The organism is Streptomyces sp. NPDC090083 (assembly GCF_044747445.1).
GTDB lineage: Bacteria > Actinomycetota > Actinomycetes > Streptomycetales > Streptomycetaceae > Streptomyces.
In genome coordinates this window covers 529,044-549,318 of the sequence record NZ_JBIVED010000005.1, presented here as the reverse complement: position 1 = coordinate 549,318, position 20,275 = coordinate 529,044, and the positions used below count along the sequence as shown (strand labels likewise).

Annotated in this window: 18 protein-coding genes; 10 read left to right on the top strand and 8 right to left on the bottom strand. The window is 71.5% G+C overall.

The window, feature by feature from the left end; translation table 11 throughout:
• Positions 1-7: 7 nt before the first annotated feature.
• Entirely contained in the window at positions 8-2,983 is a 2,976-nt protein-coding gene (locus tag ACIPTO_RS21855; RefSeq protein ID WP_401194682.1) for an AfsR/SARP family transcriptional regulator, read from the bottom strand.
• Between the two features lie 449 nt (positions 2,984-3,432).
• Here ACIPTO_RS21855 and ACIPTO_RS21850 point away from each other — a divergent pair, with 449 nt between their 5' ends.
• The 7 genes from ACIPTO_RS21850 (at position 3,433) to ACIPTO_RS21820 (ending at position 12,994) form a co-directional block, all read left to right on the top strand.
• Positions 3,433-5,790: a BTAD domain-containing putative transcriptional regulator gene (locus tag ACIPTO_RS21850; RefSeq protein WP_401194679.1), complete on the top strand. Its 2,358-nt coding sequence runs from the start codon at positions 3,433-3,435 to the stop codon at positions 5,788-5,790.
• Positions 5,791-5,976: 186 nt separating this feature from the next.
• Complete coding sequence (locus tag ACIPTO_RS21845; protein WP_401194676.1) at positions 5,977-7,236, top strand: cytochrome P450; 1,260 nt, start codon at positions 5,977-5,979, stop codon at positions 7,234-7,236.
• 83 nt (positions 7,237-7,319) lie between these two features.
• Entirely contained in the window at positions 7,320-8,906 is a 1,587-nt protein-coding gene (locus ACIPTO_RS21840) for a BBE domain-containing protein (RefSeq protein ID WP_401194674.1), read from the top strand.
• A 10-nt stretch (positions 8,907-8,916) separates the two neighbouring features.
• A complete protein-coding gene (gene ccrA, locus ACIPTO_RS21835) occupies positions 8,917-10,263 on the top strand; it encodes a crotonyl-CoA carboxylase/reductase (RefSeq protein ID WP_401194672.1) in 1,347 nt (448 codons plus the stop codon).
• A 43-nt stretch (positions 10,264-10,306) separates the two neighbouring features.
• The gene (locus ACIPTO_RS21830; RefSeq protein ID WP_401194669.1) at positions 10,307-11,350 is read left to right on the top strand and encodes a 3-oxoacyl-ACP synthase III family protein; all 1,044 of its coding nucleotides are present in this window, start codon (positions 10,307-10,309) and stop codon (positions 11,348-11,350) included.
• Complete coding sequence (locus tag ACIPTO_RS21825) at positions 11,347-12,219, top strand: 3-hydroxybutyryl-CoA dehydrogenase (protein WP_401194667.1); 873 nt, start codon at positions 11,347-11,349, stop codon at positions 12,217-12,219. The genes ACIPTO_RS21830 and ACIPTO_RS21825 overlap by 4 nt, the downstream gene beginning before the upstream one ends.
• Positions 12,220-12,235: 16 nt before the next feature.
• Positions 12,236-12,994 (top strand): thioesterase II family protein, encoded by a 759-nt coding sequence (locus ACIPTO_RS21820; protein WP_401194664.1) that lies wholly within the window; start codon positions 12,236-12,238, stop codon positions 12,992-12,994.
• Here ACIPTO_RS21820 and ACIPTO_RS21815 read toward each other — a convergent pair.
• Together ACIPTO_RS21815 and ACIPTO_RS21810 are read right to left on the bottom strand one after the other, a co-directional pair.
• The gene (locus ACIPTO_RS21815; protein ID WP_401194661.1) at positions 12,957-13,961 is read right to left on the bottom strand and encodes an alpha/beta fold hydrolase; all 1,005 of its coding nucleotides are present in this window, start codon (positions 13,959-13,961) and stop codon (positions 12,957-12,959) included. The genes ACIPTO_RS21820 and ACIPTO_RS21815 overlap by 38 nt on opposite strands.
• Positions 13,962-14,029: 68 nt before the next feature.
• A complete protein-coding gene (locus ACIPTO_RS21810) occupies positions 14,030-14,659 on the bottom strand; it encodes a molybdopterin-dependent oxidoreductase (protein ID WP_401194659.1) in 630 nt (209 codons plus the stop codon).
• Between the two features lie 195 nt (positions 14,660-14,854).
• Between ACIPTO_RS21810 and ACIPTO_RS21805 the strand changes: the two genes are divergently transcribed.
• On the top strand, positions 14,855-15,856 hold the full coding sequence (locus ACIPTO_RS21805; RefSeq protein WP_401194657.1) for an XdhC family protein: 1,002 nt from the start codon (positions 14,855-14,857) through the stop codon (positions 15,854-15,856).
• Between the two features lie 16 nt (positions 15,857-15,872).
• Here the strand turns inward: ACIPTO_RS21805 and ACIPTO_RS21800 are convergent, their stop codons facing one another.
• Entirely contained in the window at positions 15,873-16,292 is a 420-nt protein-coding gene (locus ACIPTO_RS21800) for a molybdopterin-binding protein (RefSeq protein WP_401194655.1), read from the bottom strand.
• 220 nt (positions 16,293-16,512) lie between these two features.
• On the opposite strand from ACIPTO_RS21800, the gene ACIPTO_RS21795 reads away from it, so the two are divergent.
• Complete coding sequence (locus ACIPTO_RS21795; RefSeq protein ID WP_401194653.1) at positions 16,513-17,202, top strand: M24 family metallopeptidase; 690 nt, start codon at positions 16,513-16,515, stop codon at positions 17,200-17,202.
• Positions 17,203-17,256: 54 nt separating this feature from the next.
• On the opposite strand, the gene ACIPTO_RS21790 is transcribed toward ACIPTO_RS21795, so the two are convergent.
• From ACIPTO_RS21790 to ACIPTO_RS21775, 4 genes are all read right to left on the bottom strand, one after another.
• Positions 17,257-17,871 (bottom strand): dihydrofolate reductase family protein, encoded by a 615-nt coding sequence (locus ACIPTO_RS21790; RefSeq protein ID WP_401194650.1) that lies wholly within the window; start codon positions 17,869-17,871, stop codon positions 17,257-17,259.
• Positions 17,872-17,996: 125 nt separating this feature from the next.
• Entirely contained in the window at positions 17,997-18,365 is a 369-nt protein-coding gene (locus ACIPTO_RS21785) for a roadblock/LC7 domain-containing protein (protein ID WP_366315271.1), read from the bottom strand.
• A gap of 91 nt (positions 18,366-18,456) precedes the next feature.
• Positions 18,457-19,296: a DUF4388 domain-containing protein gene (locus ACIPTO_RS21780; protein WP_366315269.1), complete on the bottom strand. Its 840-nt coding sequence runs from the start codon at positions 19,294-19,296 to the stop codon at positions 18,457-18,459.
• Positions 19,293-19,643 carry a hypothetical protein gene (locus ACIPTO_RS21775; protein WP_401194646.1) on the bottom strand — a complete coding sequence of 117 codons (351 nt, stop codon included), beginning with the start codon at positions 19,641-19,643 and terminating at the stop codon, positions 19,293-19,295. The genes ACIPTO_RS21780 and ACIPTO_RS21775 overlap by 4 nt, the downstream gene beginning before the upstream one ends.
• A 163-nt stretch (positions 19,644-19,806) precedes the next feature.
• Between ACIPTO_RS21775 and ACIPTO_RS21770 the strand changes: the two genes are divergently transcribed.
• Entirely contained in the window at positions 19,807-20,172 is a 366-nt protein-coding gene (locus ACIPTO_RS21770; RefSeq protein ID WP_366315265.1) for a hypothetical protein, read from the top strand.
• Positions 20,173-20,275 lie beyond the last annotated feature (103 nt).

Here is a 20,275-nt window from a genome sequence, read left to right as displayed (position 1 = left end):
ACTTGCGTCAGCCGGACGCCTGCCGCGGCGCCGCCGCCCGCAGTCCGGCCAGCCTGCGGCGCAGCGCGCCCGCCTCGGGGTGGCGCAGCGCGTCCAGGAGGGACAGCGCGCGCTCCCAGGACTCGGCCGCCAAGTCGTCGTAGCCCTGGGCGTGTTGGGTCTGGCCGACGTGGACGAGGACGTCGGCCTCCAGACTGCGGTCGCTCAACTCCCGGTACAGGCCGAGCGCCCGCCGGTAGTGGCTCAGGGCCCGGTCGTACTCGCCGAGGTGGTGGTGGGCGTGGCCGAGGCCGTCATGGGCGGCGGCCTGACCGTTCAAGTCGCCCGCTGCGCCGGAGAGTTCGACGGCGCGGGCGCAGTGGTCGAGGGCGGCGTGGTGATCGCCCTTGAGGACCAGTGTCCGGCCGATGCCGTTGAGGGCACTGCTCTCGCCCGGGGTGTCGCCCGCGCCGCGGTACAGGGCGAGCGCCTGGCCGTAGTGGTCCAGGGCCCGGTCGTGTCGTACGGCGGTGTTGGCCTGGAAGGCGAGCACGCGGTGGGTGGCACCCTGGCCGCGGGGGTCGTCGGCCTCCGTGAACAGGCTGAGGGCGCGGAAGAGATGGGTGCGCGCCTCCACCGGCCGCCCGAGCCGGCCCTGCGCGAACCCCAGTGCGCGGTGGGCGTGTGCGGCGGCCCACAGGTCGCCCTGTGCCTCGGCGCTCAGCAGGCAGATCTTCTGCAGGGCCAGCTGTTCGTCCCAGCGGGCGCGCCGGTCCAGCTGGACTTCGAGCGTCAGCCCCAACTGGCAGACGTGGGCGTGCAGTCCACGGGTCGCGGCCTCCCCGGCGACCGGGATCAGCACGGGCAGCAGCAGCCGGTCCAGCCAGTCGGTGGCCCGCTCGGGGTCGGGGATCGGCTCCGGTGTCGTACGCGGCTGGATGCGCGGCAGCGGCCACTGTTCCGTCCGCCGTGGAGCGAGTCGGGTCGCGGCGGCGCGGGCGGTGTGCACGTAGTGGTCGAGCATCCGCCGTATCGACAGACCGCGCTGGCCGTCCCGGTCGGTGTCGCGCAGCAACTCCCGTGCGTAGGCGGCGAGCAGGTCGTGCAGGACGTACAGGTCCGGCGCCTCCTCGGTGAGCAGCTGCGCGCGGGCCAGTTCGGCGAGGAGCTCCCGGGCCAGTTCGAGCGGGGCGCCGGCCAGACTGGCGGCGGTGGTGGCTGCGATGCCGAATCCGGGGTGCAGCGCCAGCAGCCGGAACATCCGGGCCGTGTCCGGCGCCAACTGCTGGTACGACCAGGCGAAGACACTGCGGATGTCGGCGTGGCCGCTCTCGCTGAACGCGTCGAGGGTGACGGTCCGCGCCCTGAACTCGCTGGCGACACAGGGGATGTCACCGTCCGTCCGCAGCGGGCTCGGGGCACCGGCGACGACCGACGCCAGCGGCGGCCGGGCGCACGCGGCGGCGATGTCGTCGATCGAGTCGACCCGGTCGCCCGCGTCCTGTGGCCTCCCTGTCCTACGGCTGTCGAGGCGGCGGACGAGTGCCTCGCGGGCTTCGGCCGGGCTCATATCGGCCAGTTCCACCGGGCGGGCGCCTTCGAGGGTCACGAGTCCGTCGAGCCGGTCGCGACTGGTGACCAGGACCAGGGGACCGGGGGCGCCGGGCAGCAGCGGCCGTATCTGGTCGGCGTCGGCCACGTCGTCCAGCACGATGAGCAGCCGCAGGCCGGCGATCGTGCCGCGGTACAGATCGGTCCGGGCGCCCTGGTCGTCCGGGATCTCCTCGGCCGGTGTCCCGAGCGCGGCCAGGAACGTGCGCTGGGCCTCGCCCGGAGTGACCTGTACGCGGTCGGGGGCGAGGCCGCGCAGGTCGAGGTGGAGCTGCCCGTCGGGGAAGCGGGGGGCGACGCGGTGGGCCCAGTGCACGGCGAGCGCGGTCTTGCCCGCGCCCGGCTTGCCGATGATCGCCACGGGAGGCCGGGGCGAGGCGTGGTGGTGGTCATCGCCGGTGGCGTGGGTGCGGCCGGGCTCCGGCCGGAGGTGACCGGCGTCGTCCGGGACCGGTGCGTCGATCGGTAACAGTCCGTCCAGGCGCGCGAGTTCGGCCTCCCGTCCCGCGAAATCCGGCACATCGGGCGGGAGTTGGGAGGGCCGTAAAAGAGACCGGCGTGGCTCCTGAGGTCGTGTCCGGGCGGGTTCGGCAGGCTCGGCGGGTGACGGCAGGCGGGCCGTGTGCGCGTCGCGGCGCATGATGTCCCGGTGGACGGACCGGAGTTCGGGCCCGGGGGCGATGCCCAGCTGCTCGTCGAGACGGGCGCGGACCGCGTGGTAGGCCTGGAGTGCCTCGGCCTGGCGGCCGGTCGCGGCCAGGGTCCGGACCAGCTGGGCCTGGAGTATCTCGTCCAGCGGATGCTGGGCGGCGGCCGGCTGGAGTATGTCGAGGACGGACCCCGGTTCGCCGACGGCGGTGGCGATGACCGCGGCTTCCTTCACGGCCGTCAGGTACTCGCGGTCGACGGCCACGAAGTACGGGTGCTGTGCGATGTGCGGCAGGATCCCGGACGCGGTCGGCCCCCGGGAGAGGCGTAACGCGCGGGTGAGGAGCCGGACGGTGTCGCGGAGCGCGCCGGTGCCGCCCATGTTCTCGGCGGCGCCGCGGAGTTGGCGGAAACGCAGCAGATCCAGAGTGGCGGGGGAGGCGTCCAGCCGGTACCCGCCCGAGACCCGCACCAGCCGGGTGGCGGGCGTATCGTCCTCGCTCGGGCCGGCCACCGACGGTGTCTCCAGGAGTCTGCGGACGGCGGCCGCGTGACGGTAGACGACGTTGGCGGCGCTGCTCGGCGGGGTCTGCCCCCACAGGACATCGATGATCGTGCTCAGGCTCGTCGGCTGCCCCGATCTCACCAGCAACAGGGCCAGCAGGGCCTGCCGCTTGGCGGGACCCAGCTCGAGTTCCGTGTCGTCCTGCCACGCCCGCACGGGCCCCATTACGGTCAACCACACGATTCCGAGATTAGTCGATTTCGAACGCGAGTATGGTTCGGTTGCCCTTTTCGCTCAGGGCCCGGGGCGGAAGCGGGCGGGGGAAGCGTGAGGGTTGTGACAAGACGCGTGGTGGCTGAATGCACCCGCACTTGGAGCGCGTCACATTTTCGGCACAACATGTGTTCTACGATCGCGCCGCAGGACGGATTCGAGGAGTCGGCCCGTGGTCGGACCCTCGTGCCGGGAATAGGGAAAGAGGTTGCTTAGTTGGGTCCGATGTTTGTAAACCGCCAGGAAAGAACGGGTAGTCGATCGGGCAAGTCGATCCATCGAATGTTGGCCGAAAAGCCATCTTTCAAGATCCGTTCCTGTGTGTCGCCCCAGAACTCCGTTCTGTTTGCGCAGCGTCGCGCCGTGTAGTGGAACCGCTCTCCTCGACCGCATCTCCCTGTGACCAAAGGAAGCGCATGTCGGATTTGTTCAAGGGTGTGACGCTGAAGCGGACGATCGACAGGAAGACAACTCCGGACAGTCGGCCACGAGTCGACGGAACGGTCGAAACGGGCGCCCCCGCATGGGAGTTGCGGGTATTCGGATCGCTCACCGCATTGCACGCCGGGCGCTCCCTGCCGCTCGGACCGCTGCGGCACCGCGCCCTGCTGGGCCTGTTGCTGGTGAGGCTTGGCAACGTTGTCCCCGCCGGACAGCTCGTCGACGAACTGTGGTCCGGACGGCCGCCCCGCCGCCCCATCGCCACCCTCCAGACGTACGTGTCGCATCTGCGCCGCGCGCTGGCGTCCGGCGGCGAACAGGGCGGTGCCCAGGCCCGGGTACGCCACAGCTCGCCCGGCTACGTCCTGGAGATCGACCCCGAACTCGTCGACGTCCACCGGTTCGAGACCCTGGTCGACCGTGGCCGGAAGGAGCTCGCCGAACGGCGATTCCACAGCGCCCGCGACGAACTCTCCCGGGCGCTCTCCCTGTGGCGCGGCGACCCGTATCTCGAACTCACCTCGTACGGCCCCATCGCCGACGAGAACGAACGGCTGGAGCAACTCCGGCTGACCGCCGTGGAGACCAGGGCGGGTGCCTGCCTCGCCATCGGCGAGGCCGACTCCGTGGTGACCGCGCTCTACCCGGAGGTGCAGCGCAATCCGACCCGCGAGCGGTGCGTCGGACACTTGATGAGCGGCCTCTACCTGCTGGGCCGGCAGGCCGAGTCGTTACGGCTCTACGAGCAGACCCGCCGCCATCTCGCCGACGAACTCGGGGTCGACCCGGGGGCCGAACTCCAGGGCGTCCACGCCGACATACTCCACCAACGCGTCCTGCTGACCGAGCCACCGGCTTCGGGGGGCTCCTGCGTCCTGACCGACCCGGGCGCCGACTGCTCCGGTCCGGGACCCGAGGCCGCCCCGCCGTCCGCCGCCACGCCCGGCCCGGACGACGCTCCGACGGATGTTCCCGAACCGCTCTCCCACCCGCCGCGGCCCGCCGAGCGGAGCCGCGGCACGACCCGTGCGCCGGCGCCCCGGCTCCCCACGGGTGCCCGCACCGGGGGCGTCCTCGTCGGCCGGGACCGCGAACTCTCCGTGCTCGGGGACCACGTCCTCGACGCGCTCGACGGCGGCAGCCACCTCACCGCCGTGCTCGGCGAGACGGGCGTCGGCAAGACCGAGCTGGTCGAGGAACTCGCGGGCCGGCTGCACGAGTTGCTTCAGGAAGTCGTCTGGGGGCGGTGCACCTCCGGCGAGGGCGTGCCCGCGTACTGGGTGTGGGCGCAGGTCTTCCGGCAGCTCGCGGTCTCCCGCCCCGAGGTGTTCCGCAGGGCCGAGGCGCGGTTCGGGAACCTGCTCGCGCCGCTGATGCTGGACCCCGAGTCCGGGCGGCGGAGCCTGGGCGGCGAGGACCCTTCGGCACGCGTCCGCTTCCTCACCCAGGACGCCATGTGCGAGACGTTGCTCTCGCTGGCCGCCGAGGACCCCCTCGTCGTCGTACTCGAAGATCTCGACCAGGCCGACGAGTCCTCCCTGGAACTCCTCGCGCTGCTGCGCACCCGGCTGCACTGCGAACCGCTGAGCGTCGTCGTCACCGCCGACGACACCCGGGCCGCCGCCGGCCCCATGGGCGCGGGCGCGGTCGCGGAGGCGCTGGGCGACTCGCGGACCCGCAGCGTGCGGCTCGCCGGGCTGTCCCGGCGCGAGACCAGGGACCTGGTGTCCGCGCAGACCGCGGTCCAGGTGCCCGACGACGTCGTACGGCTGCTGCACGAACGCAGCCGCGGCAACCCCTACGTCCTGCACCAGTTCATCGCCGGAGTCGGCGACCCCGGCCTGCTGGGCGACCGCGCGGTGGTGGAGAACGTCCTCGCCGACATCCCGGTCGGCGTCCGGCAGGCCCTCGGCCGCCGGCTCGCGGCGCTGCCGGGCCCCGTCCTGGACGTCCTGCGCTGTTGCTCCGCACTGGGCGGAGCGTTCGAACTCGCCCTGGTGCGGGAGGTGTTGGGCGGCAGCAGTACGGACGTGGAGGCGGCCGTCGAGACCGCGACCCGCCACGGCCTGCTCCGCCGCGCGGCCCGGCCCCCCTTCCTCCTCTCCTTCCGCGACGAACTCGTCCAGGAGGTCCTCCTCGGCGAACTGAGCGGCTCCGACCGCGCACGGCTGCGCGAGAGCGTGGTCCGGGCACTGGCACGGCGTCCCGCCGCGCCGCACGGCGAGTACGAACCGGTCCGCGAACGGTCCCGGCGCACGCCCCGCCGCCACTCGACGGCCGGCGACCCGCAGGGCGCGTGCGGACCTGCTCCGGTGCCGCCGCATCCGGCCTGACGGGGTGGCGGGGATCCCGGGGAGCTGAGCGCCGCGAGGAAGCCGGCGTCCCCGGCGGCAGCCCCCCGCAAGCATGCGGCAAGGGAACCGACAAGGCCCCGGCAGGGGCGCTGCCGCATGCTCGGCGGCGATGTCCGCACGTCGTGGTCCCACGCGTGCCGCTTCCGTCAGCAGGAGGAGACCTTGGTGACCGCCGCGTCCCGGCAGTTCGACACCGCCGACATATCGTCCATCCAGTTCTGGTCGCAGCCCCCGTCGGTCTGGGACGACACTTTCCGGACCCTGCGTGACGCCCGCCCGGTCTCCTGGCACAAGGCCCCCGAGGGCAGCCTGCTCCCGACCCCGCCCGACGACGGCTTCTGGGCGGTGGTCCGGCACGCCGACATCGTGGCCGTCAGCAGCCGGCCCGATCTGTACATCTCCAGCAAGGGCGTGCAGTTCGAGGAGCTTCCCGACGACATCCTCCAGGCCACCCAGTCCATCGTCGCCCTGGACGCCCCGCGCCATCTGAAACTGCGCAGCCTGGTCTCCTCCGCGTTCAGCCCGGCCCGCATGGAGCAGATGCGCGCGTCGATGGCCGAGGAGGTGCGCCGTATCGTCGAGGACTTCGCCACCGCCGGCGAGTGCGACTTCGTGGCCAAGGTGTCGATGCCGATGGCCCGTTGGACGATGACGTACATGCTCGGTCTGGAAGCGGCCGAGATCGACCGCTTCACCGAGGCGATCAGCATCATGCTCTCCAGTCGCGACGAGGCGGAGAAACTCGGCAAGGACCGCGCCGAGTTGGTCAACGAGGTCGTCGGACTGGTCTCGGGCACGGCCGTCGAGATGGCGCAGGCCCGCCGGGCCGACCCGCAGGACGACGTGATGACCGACCTCGTGCAGGCCAGGGTCGACGGCGAGGGCCTGACCGACGCCGAGATCAGCGCCTTCTTCCTGCTGCTCATCGGCGCCGGCTTCGACACCCCCCGGCAGACCATCAGCCACGCGGGCAAGGCGCTCTCCGACTTCCCCGCCCAACGCGCCCTGCTGGCGGCCGACTTCGACAACCTCTCCGGCAAGGGCGTGGAGGAACTGCTGCGTTGGGCGACCCCCGTCCTCACCCTGCGCCGAACCGCGAGCCGCGACACCGAACTCAACGGGCAGAAGATCAGGGAGGGTGACAAGGTCGCCCTGTTCTACCCGTCGGGCAACCGCGACGAACGCGTCTTCACCAACCCCAACACCCTCGACCTCGCCCGCACCCCCAACCGGCACATCAGCTTCGGCGGCGGCGGCCCCCACCACTGCCTCGGCAACGTCCTGGCCCGCATGGAACTCCGCATGCTCCTCGACGAACTCCTGCGCCGCGTACCGAACTTCGAGATCGGCGAGCCGGTCCGGGTGACCAGCAACTTCGTCAGCGCCATCACCAGCATGCCCGCCGTGGCCGGCCCGCGCCGCTGACCGCCACCACTTCGGAAGAGGGACGCCGGATGCCAGAGCTGGGCCGCAGAAGACTGCTCGAATACGCGATCGCGGGGGTTACCGTGACAGGAACGACGGCGGCGACCGGAGCGGGCGGCACCGCGCAGGCCGCCACGCCCACGGCCGAGGACACGGCGAGTGCCCCCATCGTGGTCACCCCGCAGGACGGCCGCTACGACGACATGACCACCGGCTACAACAAACGCTGGGTCGGCCACCCCGAGAAGATCCGGGTCATCCGCAGCACCGCGGAGGCCGTCGCCGCCGTGCAGGAGGCCGTCACCGGCGGGAAACGCCTCTCGGTGCGCAGCGGCGGCGGCTGCTTCGAGGACTTCGTCTACAACCCCGAGATCGACATCGTCCTCGACCTCTCGACCCTCGACAAGGTCTCCTACGACGCGACGATGCGCGCCTTCTGCATCGAACCCGGCGCGATCCTCCTCAACGTCTACGACACCCTCTACCGCGACTGGGGCGTCACCCTCCCCGGCGGCCTGTGCTACTCCGTCGGCATGGGCGGACACGCCTGCGGCGGCGGATACGGGCTGCTGTCACGGCAGTTCGGCCTCGTCGTCGACCATCTCCTCGCCGTCGAGGTCGTGGTCGTCGACGCGGCAGGCAAGGCCAAGGCCGTCATCGCGACCGCCGACCCGGCCGACCCGCACCACGACCTGTGGTGGGCGCACACCGGCGGAGGCGGCGGCAACTTCGGTGTGGTGACCCGCTACTGGTTCCGCAGCCCGGACGCCACCGGCACCGACCCGGAGACCCTGCTGCCCGCCCCGCCGTCCCACGTGCTGCTCAACATCGTCGCCATTCCCTGGACCGCGGTCGACGAGGCCGACTTCGGCAGACTGCTGCGGAACTTCGTCGCCTGGCAGCAGGCCCACAGCGCACCCGGAGCCCCCGAGAACGCGCTGTCCAGCCTGTTCGGCCTGAACCACGTCGCCACCGGCGTCCTCACCCTCATCACCCAGGTCGACGCCACCGCCCCCAACGCGGCGCAGATCCTCGCCGACCACCTGACCGCGATCGGCGACGGCACCGCCCAGGCCGTACGGGACAGCCTGGTCGTCGCCCCCTCCAAGGTCACCTGGGGCCAGGCCACCCGCTTCATCTCGACGTCCAACTACGCGGCCCCCGCCGTCCGCGTGAAGGCCCGGTCCGCCTACCTCAAGGGCAACTTCACCACCGACCAGGCCTCCGTCATCCACCGCTATCTGACGGCCTCCGACTACAGCAACCCGGGCGCCTCCCTGATCCTCTTCCCCTACGGCGGCGAGATCAGCTCGGTCGCCTCCGACGCCACCGCGATCCCGCAGCGCGACTCGGTCGTCAAGATGCAGTACCAGGCCTGGTGGGTCGACCCGGCCACCGACGACACCCACATCGCGTGGGTGCGCGGCATGTACCGCGAGGTCTACGCCAAGACCGGGGGAGTCCCCGTACCGGACGGAACCTGGGACGGCTGCTACATCAACTACGTCGACGCCGACATGGCCGACCCCACGCAGAACACGTCGGGGGTGCCGTGGTCGACCTTCTACTACAAGGACAACTACCCCCGCCTCCAGCGCGCCAAGGCGGCCTACGACCCGCGGAACGTCTTCCGGCACGCGCTGTCCATCGAACCGCCCGACGGTGAATGAGGAACCCGACATGTCGCTGTCCGATGCCGTGCTGTCCGGGGCCTCGCCCGAAGAACTCGAACGCGCCCCGCTGCCAAGCCACTTCACCGCCGCCCACCTGCGCGTCGAGGACGAGGGACTCTTCGGCGACCGCGCGGACAAGGACGTCCGCCGCACCCTGCACGTCGGCGAGGTCCCGATGCCCGAACTGGCCCCCGACGAGGTGCTGATCGCGGTCATGGCCAGCTCGGTGAACTACAACACCGTCTGGTCCGCGAAGTTCGAACCCCTCTCCACGTTCCGCTTCCTGCGCCACTACGCCCGCCAGGGCGGCTGGGCGGCCCGCCACGACCAGCCCTTCCACGTGCTGGGATCGGACGGTTCCGGCGTCATCGTCCGCGTCGGCAGCGGCGTCCGCCGCTGGCGCGTCGGCGACCACGTGATCGTGAGCCCGGCCTACGTCGACGACCAGGAACCCGCCACCCAGTCCGACGGCATGCTCAGCGAGAACCAGCTCGCCTGGGGCTTCGAGACCAACTACGGCGGCCTCGCCCACTACTCGGTGGCGCGGGCCAGCCAACTCGTCCCCAAACCGGCCCACTTGACGTGGGAGGAGGGCGCCAGCATCCCCGTCTGCGGCGGTACCGCGTACCGGATGCTGGTCAGTGACCGCGGTGCCCGGATGAAGCAGGGCGACATCGTGCTGATCTGGGGCGCCTCCGGCGGACTCGGCGCGTACGCCGCCCAGTTGGTGAAGAACGGCGGCGGCATCGCCGTAGGAGTCGTGGGTTCGGAGTCGAAGACGGCCATCGCCCGCAGGCTCGGCTGCGACGTGGTGATCAACCGCGAGGAGATCGGGATCGGGGACGACACCGGCGACGACCCCGAACGCGCGATCAAGGCCGGCAAACGGCTCGGCGCCATCATCCGCCGCGAGGTCGGGGCCGACCCGCACATCGCGTTCGAGCACGTCGGACGCGCCACCTTCGGCATCTCCGTGTTCGTGGTCCGGCGCGGCGGCGCCGTCGTGACCTGCGGGTCCAGCACCGGGTACCACCACGAGTTCGACAACCGCTACCTGTGGATGAAGCTCAAGCGGATCATCGGCAGCCACATCGCCAACCTCCAGGAAATGGTCGAGTGCGCCCGCCTCTTCGAACGCGGACACATCGCACCCGTCGTCTCCGAGGTGCACCCGCTGTCCGAGGTCGGCGAGGCCACCCGGCGCGTCCAGCTCAACCAGCACATCGGCAAGGTCGGCGTGCTGTGCCTCGCCCCCGAGCCCGGACTCGGCGTCACCGCGCCCGAACTGCGCGCCCGGATCGGCGAGGACACGCTCAACCCGCTGCGCCCGTTCACCCCGGCCGCTGTCCGATGACGTACAGGGCGGCGAGCGGCGCGACACCCGAAGGGAACCGCACATGAATCCGGACACGGCCGGGGCGAGCACCGAGCCCTGCGGCATAGGCATCCTCGCAACCGGCTCCTATCTGCCCGAACGCGTGGTCACCAACGAGGAGATCGCCCGGATCGTCCCCCGCACCGACGCGGAGTGGATCACCCGCAGGACGAAGATCGTCTCGCGTCGCTTCGTCGCACCGGACGAGGCCGCCTCCGATCTCGCCGTCCACGCCTCCCGCGCGGCGCTCGACGCGGCGGGACTGCGCGCCGACGAGATCGACTACCTCATCGTCTCCACCACCACCGGCGACGCCCCCATCCCCGCCACCGCCTCCCTGGTGCAGCACGCCCTCGGCGCCCACCGGGCCGGCTGCTTCGACGTCAACATCGCCTGCTCCGGCTTCGTCACCGCGCTCGCCCTGGCCCGCGCCCTGATCACCCTGCGCCCCACCGCGAAGGCACTGGTCATCGGCACCGACGTGTACTCACGGTTCGTCGACTTCGACGACCGGGCCACCAGCGTCCTGTTCGGCGACGGCGCCGGAGCCGCCGTCGTCGCGGCCGTCGACGAGGCATCCGGATTCCTCGACCTCGACATGGTCGGCGGCGGCGACGCCCACGAACTGATCCGGCTGCCCGGCGGCGGAAGCCGCCGCCCCGCCTCCGCCGAGACCATCGCCGACCGCTCCCACCTGCTGCACATGCAGGGCCGCCAGGTCCGCGACTACGTTCTCGACAACGTGCCCGGCATCATCGCCGACCTGCTGGACCGCTGCGACTGCAAGGCCGCCGACATCGACCACTTCATGCCCCACCAGGCCAACGGCATGATGGTCGCCGAACTCGTCGACGCCTGCGGCCTCACCGCCGCCGCCACCCACCTCCCGCTCGACCACACCGGCAACACCGGCAGCGCCTCCGTCGCCATCGCCCTCGACGAGGCGAACCGCTCCGGCCTGCTGAGCGAGGGCGACCTCGTGCTGCTCGCCGGGTTCGGCGCCGGCATGGCGGTCGCCGCGGGCCTGCTGCGCTGGTCGGCCCCGGCCGCGGGAGCCGCCGCGTGAGCGCCCGGCGGGTCGGTGTCGTCGGCGGCGGCATCATGGGCGCCGGGATCGCCTCCGAGTGCCTGCGCGCCGGACTGGACGTCCACGTCCTGGGCTCCGGGCCGGCCTCCGCCGACCGGGCCCGCACCAGGGTGCTGCGGCTGCTCGACCGGGCCCTCGCCAAGGGGCATCTCGACGAGGAGGCGCGGGCCGACGCCGAGGCACGTGCCCGATTCGGCTGCGACACCGATGAGTTGACGGATCGTCAGTTCGTGATCGAGGCCATCTCCGAGGACCGCGAGGCGAAACTGCGGCTCTTCACCGTCCTCGCCAAGACCGTCGAGGACCCGGTGGCCGTCCTCGCCTCCACCACCTCCAGCCTCTCCATCGCCGACCTCGGCAACGCCACCAGCAGGCCCGGCGACGTCATCGGCCTGCACTTCTTCAACCCGGTGCCCGCCATGCCCCTGGTCGAGGTCATCCGCTCCCGCCACACCAGCGACCGCACCGCACACGAGGCCGAGAGCTTCGTGACGGACGTCCTCGGCAAGCAGACCGTGCGCGCGGAGGACCGCTGCGGCTTCGTCGTCAACGCCCTCCTCATCCCCTACCTCCTCTCCGCCGTCCGCATGTACGAGGCGGGCGTGGCCACCCCCGAGGACATCGACCGCGGCATGGCCCTCGGCTGCGGCCACCCCATGGGCCCCCTCGCCGTCCTCGACCTCATCGGCCTCGACACCATCGCCGACGTGGCCCGCACCATGGAACGCCGCACCGGCGACCCCCACCACGCCGTCCCGCCCCTCCTCGACCGCCTCATCGAGGAGGGCCGACTCGGCCGCAAGTCGGGCCACGGCTTCCACCGCTACGACACCCCGGCCACCCGCTGAGCCCCCACGGAGACACATGACCGAGCCCCGAAACACCCTGTGGATACGGCGGTTCCAGCCCCGGCCCACCGCCCGGGTGCGCCTCGTCTGCCTTCCCCACGCGGGCGGCTCGGCCACCTTCTTCGCGGGTCTGCCGGCGCTGCTCGACCCCGAGGTGGAGGTGCTGGCGGTCCAGTACCCCGGCCGCCAGGACCGTCGCGGCGAACCCTTCGTCGAGAGCCTGGACCATCTCGCGCGGGCCGTGGCGGACGAACTGCTGCCCTGGGCCGACCGGCCCCTCGCCCTGTTCGGCCACAGCCTCGGAGCCGTCCTCGGCTTCGAGGTCGCCCGCTCGCTGACGGCCGCGGGACACGTTCCGGCGGCCCTGTTCGTGTCGGGCCGGCGTGGCCCCTCGCGCCAACGGCGGGAGTACGCCCATGCGTTGGACGACGACGGTCTGCTGCGGGAGATCCGCACCCTCAGCGGCACCGACGACCGGGTCCTCGCCGACGAGGAACTCCTGCGGATGGTGCTGCCCGCCGTCCGCGCCGACTACCGCATCGTGGAGAACTACCGGTACACGCCCGGCCCGCCCCTCGACTGCCCGCTGACCGTGTTCACCGGCGCCGACGACCCGAAGGTCTCCGCGGACGAGGCCGAGGCCTGGCGCGAGCACACCACGGACGCCTTCGACCTGGTCACCCTCTCCGGCGGCCACTTCTTCCTGACCGCGCACCAGGAGAGACTGGCCGAGGTGATCACGAAGGGGCTGACACCGTTCCTGGCGCGCCGCTGAACTCCCGCTCGCAGCCCGTGAGGAAGTCGACGAGGGCCGCGTTCACCTCGGCGGGGCGCTCCTGCTGCGTCCAGTGACCGCAGCCGGCCAGCTCGACCGGCGCGCGCCGCAGGCTCGGCATGAGCCGCGGCAACCGGTCGATGAGGTCGCGCGTGCCGGGGAACGCGGGGACGACGTCACGGTCGCCGAAGAGGTACAGGGCGGGCCGGGTGACCACCGCGTCGGCCCACGGCGCGGTCAGCTCCCAGTTCCGGTCCAGGTTCCGGTACCAGTTCAGGGCGCCGGTGAAGCCCTTGGCGAAACTCTCGGTCAGCACGTCGAGATCGTCCTCGGTGAGCCACTCCGGCAGCACCTCGGGATCCTCCATCGCCGCGAGCCAGCCCTTCTCCGGATCCACCAGCGGCTGCCGGATCTCGCCCGAGGGAAAGGCCGAACCCGACGCGGAACAGAGGAACTTGCGGAGGGCGGTGCGGGTGTCCCTGCCGAACTCGGCGTCGGCGACACCCGGCCGGGCGAAGTAGTTCCAGTAGAACCGGCCCTGGAAGATCTCCTCCATCATGACCAGGGGCCGCTGAGCACCCCGGTGCGGCGGCGGCACGCTCAGACCGGCCACCCCGAGCACCATGTCCGGCCGCAGCAGCGCGGTGTGCCAGGCGACCGGAGCACCCCAGTCGTGCCCGACGACGTACGCCTTCTCCTCGCCCAACTCCTTTATCAGGCCCACGACATCGCCGACGAGATGAAGGATCGTGTACGCGTCCACGTCGTCCGGGTGATCGCTGCTGCCGTACCCCCGCTGGTCCGGTGCGACCACGCGGAAGCCCGCCTCGGCCAGCGGGCCCATCTGCCGGTGCCAGGAGTGCCACGACTCAGGGAAGCCGTGCAGCAGGATCACCAGGGGACCCTCGCCCTGCTCGGCGATGTGCAGCCGGATGCCGTTCACGTCCACATGTCGATGCGCAACCATGCGGACGAGGTTACGTGCCGTCCTCGTGGCGCCGTGTTGCGGGTTTCCACCGCTCAGCGGGGGTGTCGTCACGCATCGTCGTCGTCCTGCTCCTGGTAGGAGTAGCGCTGTTCCCGCCACGGATCGGCGACGGTGTGATAGCCGCGCTCCTCCCAGAAACCGCGCCGGTCCTCGGTGAGGTACTCGATCGCCCGCAGCCACTTCGCGCTCTTGTAGCCGTACAGATGCGGCACCACCAGCCGCAGCGGGAAGCCGTGTTCGGCGGTGAGGGGCTCGCCGTTGTGGTGGGTCGTCAGCAGGGTCTGCGGTGCCGTGAAGTCCGCGAGCCGAAGGTTCGTGGAGTAGCCGTACTCCGCCCAGGCCATGACATGCGTGACCTCGGGCGCGGGCGGGACCAGCTCCAGGACGGTGGTGGCCGGGATGCCGTACCACTCGTGGTCGGTGGAGGTCGGACCGGACGCGCAGTGCAGGTCGGCCACGACCGTCACATGAGGCAGCGGCGCCAGTTCGTCGAACGTCCAGACGCGCTCGGCACCGTCGGCCGTGGCCCCGTGCACGCGGAGGTTCCAGCGTTCGGGGCGGAACCGGGGCACGGGACCGTAGTGCGAGACCGGCCAGCCGTGCACATGACGCTGGCCGGGCGGTACGGGCCGGGACGCGTCGCCGGCCTCGGCCGTATCGTGTCGGTCGCTCGCCACGGGTGACGTCCCTTCTCCGCTGGTCTCCTGGTCACGGCTACCTTCCCCGAGCAGCGTAGGCGCTCACACGGACCGCGGCCGACGCCGGGTCCCGCCGCGCGCCCACGCGCCGCCCCTCACTAGGATTCCGGCTACGGCGACCCCGCCCACCAGGCGGTTTCCGGCGCCGACGCCCGGACGAGGAGGGCCGCGACGATGCGCGAACTGGCGGACACGGCACGGCGGTGGGCCGCCGAGGAGCGTGGCGGCGTCCTCGCCCGCCCCATCACCGAGCAGGGCTTCGGCCCCCGGCACCCCGCCGACGCGCTCCTCTTCGACGCGGACGGCCGCTGTCACGGCACCCTCTACCGCGGGGTGTTCGACGAGCACCTGGCCGCCGAGGCCGCCGTGCTCACCGCCGGGCACACGGCGGCCGTCCGTGAGGTGTCCGTCCACGACGACGAGGTCGAGCGGGCGGGTCTCACCTGCGGCGGACAGGCCGAGATCCTGCTCCAGCCGCTCGACACGGTCCCCGCGCACTGGTGGGACCTGCTGGCCGAGGGAGCCGACGCGGCCCTCGTCACCCGGCTGGACGAGACGCAGACGCAGGCCGTCAGCACCGTCGTGACCCCCGGCGGTCCGGACGGCACCGTCCCGCAGGGCCCGGTCCAGGCCGTGGAGCGGGCCAGGGAACTCCTCGTACGGCGCCGGGCCGGCCGTGACGCCCGCTTCACGGACGCCGGACTCGTCCTCATCGAGTCCTTCCCCGCCGTACCCCATCTGGTCATCGCCGGCGGCGGCGAACTCGCCGAACTCCTCGTCGCGCAGGCCCACGTGCTGGGCTGGCAGGCCACCGTGACGGCCACCGCCGAGGACGCGGTCGGGCTGCTGACCGAACATCCGGCCGCCGCCTGCCTGATCGTCCTGAGCCATGAACGGGAGGTCGACATCCCCGTACTGCGCACCGCGCTCACCACCGGCATCGCCTACGTCGGCGCCCTCGGGTCACGGCGCACCCAGGGGCGGCGCGCCGAGGCCCTGGCCAGGGCCGGCCTCGACGAGGAGCACATCGCGCGCGTGCACGGCCCGATCGGCCTCGACCTGGGTGCCCGTACCCCCGCCGAGACCGCGCTCGCCGTCTGCGCCGAGGTGCTCGCCGCGCTCGACGGGCGGGTGGCCCAGGTCCTGCGCGAGGGCTCCGGGCCGATCAACGCCTGACCGGGACCGCCTCGCGTCAGACGGTGGCCAGGGACACCTCGGTCGACTTGATCAGCGCGACGACCGGCGAACCCGTCCGCAGGTCCAGGTCACCGACCGCGTCCTTGGTGATCGCCGCGGTCAGCTCGCCCCCGTCCACCGTGACCTTGACGACGGCCATCGCCTCGCCGGTGGCGACATCGCTCACCGTGCCGGGCAGCTGGTTGCGGATGGACACGCCCTCGACCCGGCCGGTGGCGAGCGCGACCTCGGTGGACTTCATCATGGCGCGCACGGCCGTGCCCTCGGCGAGGCCCAGGTCCTTCACGGCCTCCAGCGTGATTGCCGCGGTGAGGTCCTGGCCGCCGTCGAGGCGCACCTTGACCGTCGCCATCACCGCGCCGGGCGTGACGGCGGTGACGGTGCCGGGAATCTGGTTGCGGATGCTCAAGCTCATGACGGAACGCCTCACAGAGAAGAGAAAAGGTGTGGATTGCCGGATTTCTGCCTCCGGTGTGTCCACAAGCTAGCCCCTCCGGCCGCGCCCGTCCTCCACCCCGTCGCATCCGCCACCCGGGAGGTCGCTCCCGCCTGGCAGATCGGAGGAGCGAGCTGTTCCGCTGGAGGGTCCGTGGAATCCCGTTGCCGGGAACGATCTAGCTGGTTAGGTTCACTCCATGGCTGATGACGAACCCACGCGGGCCGCCCGCCTGCTCGACGCCCAGGCCAAGGCCGTGCGGCTCTTCGCGGAGATCGAGGAGCGCGGGCTCGTCGCGCCCGGTGAGGGGGAGCGGGCCGTCAGCGACCGGATTCGCGACCTCGCGAACGAACTGTTCGGTACGACCCGGCACTGGCACAAGCGGATCGTGCGCTCGGGACCGAACACGCTCAAGCCGTACAAGGAGAACCCGCCGGACCGGGTGATCGGCACGGACGACATCGTGTTCGCCGACTTCGGGCCGATCTTCGAGGAGTACGAGGCCGACTTCGGCCGGACCTTCGTCCTCGGCGACGACCCCGTCAAGCAGCGGCTGCGCGACGACCTGCCCCAGGTGTTCGCGGCCGGACGGCGCTTCTTCGAGAACACCCCGGACATCACCGGTGCGACCCTGTACACCGAGGTCGCCCGCCTCGCCGAGAAGGCGGGCTGGGAGCTGGGCGGCTGGCACGCGGGACACCTGGTCGGCGAGTTCCCGCACGAGACGATCGAGGGCGCCCACGTCGAGTCGTACGTCACGCCCGACAACGACACCCCGATGCGCCGCACCGACAAGACAGGCCGCACCTGCCACTGGATCCTGGAGATCCATCTCGTCGACCGCGAACGGGAGTTCGGCGGTTTCTACGAGGAACTCCTCACCCTCTGACGGCAGTCGGACCGGCTCGCCCGGGAGCGGCCGGTCCCGCCCCCCCGGGGGGGATCACTTCACGAAGCGGTACTTCAAGTGGGTCGCGAGAGGCGTCTCCTCCACCCTGAGCGGCTCGACGCGACGCGGGTACCGGCCCGGTCCGTCGAAGAGGCGCAGACCCGCGCCGAGCAGGGCCGGAACCACGTGGAGCTGGAGTTCGTCGATGAGGCCCTCGGCGAGGTACTGGCGCACGGTGCTCGCACCGCCCGCGATGTCGACGTTCCGGTCACCGGCGACGGCCCTCGCCCGGTCCAGCGCGGCGTGGATCCCGTCGCTGACGAACGTGAAGGTGGTGCCGCCCTCCTTGACGAGTGTCGGCCTGGGGCGGTGGGTGAGGACGAAGACCGGGGTGCGGAACGGCGGGTTGTCGCCCCAGAACTCCTCGCCGGTGTCGTACATCATCCGGCCCATCACCACCGCACCGGTGGCGTCGAACCACTCGCGCATCAGCTCGGAGTCACGGTTCTCGTCCCCGCCGGCCAGGCCCTGGCGCTCCCGCCAGCTCGCGAGGCCGTGGATCCATTCGAAGAGCGGCTCGGCGCCGTCGCCGCCGGGGTTGTCGACGGTGACATCGGGGCCGGCGATGTAGCCGTCGAGGGAGATGGCCAGGTCTGCGGTCACGGTCACGAGGGTGCTCCTGGGTGAGGGAGGTGCTGCTGCTTCCACCCTCACGTCGATCGGGAGACGGCGCATTCGACACGCACTCCCGCCGTGTGCGGCCGGCACCCTCTCCGGCCGGTGCATCCCGCGACTCACACGTCCTGGTCGAGGTGTCGCCGCAGTTTCGCCGTCACCGCCGGGATCTCGCGCCGGAACGCGGCCTGGTCGAGGCCGTCGTCCGCCACCACGGCGAGCAGGGCCCGGTTCCCGACGGCCGTCACGATCACGTGGCCGGTGCTGCAGCTGGCGCTGATCTCGCGGAGGTGCCCGGTGCCGCCCTGGTCGGCGAGCCGGTTGCCCAGGGCGAGGGTCGCCGCCGCCACCGCGGCCATGGACTCGGGGTGGGTCTTGGTCGTGTCACTGGCCACGACGAGCCCGTCACTGGTGGCGAGGGTGGTCTCGGTCACTCCCATCACGTTGTCCCGCAGGGCGATGAGGAGGTCGGTCACGGGGTCGCTCATGGCGGCTTCTTCCTGTGTGCGTGCATGCGGTGGGACAACGAGGCAGGAGGGGAACGCGGTGGGGACGCGACCGGAGGCGGGCGGTTCGGGTTCAGTCGTGGGGCCGGTGCGCCGGTACGGAGTTCCGGCCGGGGAGTCGACGGGGAAGCGGCACGGGGCCGGGCGTGGCGGGCGTCGCCGCAGGGGACGCGACCCGGGGAGCCGTGCTCGGCCTGCGGTCCGGCGCGGGCGCGTCCGGTTCGACGAGACCGCGGTCCACGAGGTGGCGCAGATCGAGCATGACGGCGAAGAGACCCCGGCCGAGCGTGAAGGCGATGTCCCTCGCCGTCCGGCGTCCGTCCGTGGCGGTCAGCACCGCGCGGTGCCGCGCCGGAAGCGTGCCCGGGGTCTCCGGGAGGTGCGCGGCGGACGTCGGCCGCATCCGGGTGCGGGCGAGGGCGGCGACCGAACCGGGCTCCCCGGCGAGTGCGTTGAGACGCCGGGACACCTCGCTGAGGAGACGCTCGGGGGCGACCCCGGCGTTGCGGTAGAGCGTCGGCACGGGATCGGTCACCTCCCAGCCGTCGGGTACGGCGAAGGAGAGCGCGAAGGCGGCGTCGAAGAGCGCCGCCAGGCTGACGGTCTCCAACTCGCCCGCGCCGACCAGTCCCTGCTCCACCAGTCCGGCGGCGAGGCGTTCGTGTGTGGTGTCGGAGGCCCGGACCGCGGACCATGCCTGCTCGTCGATCCGGCCCGACCTCAGCAGCAGGCCTTCGACGCCCGGTGCCCCCGGGGTCTGCATGGCCACCACCAGACCGTCGCGCAGATGGATCGAGCCACCCGGGGTGCCGGTCACGGTCACCGTGCAGGACCGCCGTTGGGTCCGGAGCGCCGCCAGCAGGGCGGGAACGTTGCGGGAGTCGGGCAGCGGCTCCTCGGTGCTGTCCGTCATGTCAGCAACTCGTCGGCCTGGAGGCGCAGTTCGTGCAGCGCCGAGCCGAGATTGGTGCGGTCGCGGTCGACCGTCGCGCAGAACAGCAGGGGGTCGCCCTGCCGCGGGAGCTGGATGGTCACGAGATGCCGCGTCGAGGTGGTGACGACGATGCTCTCCAACTCACCCTTCGCGCCCGCCTGAATGAGGCGGGTGCGTGCCAACTCCGCTATTTCACAAGCGTCCTGACTGGTACTCACCTCTCCGAGTTCCGCATAGGAAAGGCCGGTGACGGCATCGAGTACCGCGGCTCCGCTGATACCGGGCGTGGACAGGGCGCGGCTCAGTGCAGCGTCGAGCGATGACAAAGGTCCCCCCTTCAGTCACTCTGGCGAGCAGACTACTTTGTTTGCCAACTATCGCAACTCTGACCAAAGATGGTGTTGTCTGTTAGCCGCACGGTTCGCATTGCGACCGTTTTCGTGGCGAGATGCTGAATCTTGCCGGCGCGTGAGGGAAACGAGGCACCACGTGAACATTGAGGCGACACTCAAGGAAGCGATGACTATCGACGGGGCCCTGGGGGCGTCCCTCGTCGACTACGAGAGCGGCATGACGCTGGGCGCGCTCGGCGGCGGGCCGCATCTGGACCTGGAGGTCGCGGGGGCGGGCAACACCGAGGTCGTACGGGCCAAGCAGCGCACGTTGAAGTCCATCGACATGGATGACACCGTCGAGGACATCTTGATCACTCTCGGTAAGCAGTACCACCTGATCCGGCCGCTCGCGAGCACTCGCGGCTCGCTCTTCCTGTATCTGGCACTCGACCGGGAACGCAGCAATCTGGCGTTGGCGAGGCATCACCTCAAGCGGCTTGAGGCAAGCCTGGAGGTGTAACAACGCCAGGGCATATGACAATTGAGTAGTCGTGCCAACGGACGGTCCCGGAACGCCAATTCGGCGCCGGGGCCGCCCGGTTCTCCAGTGTGTGCACACCCGG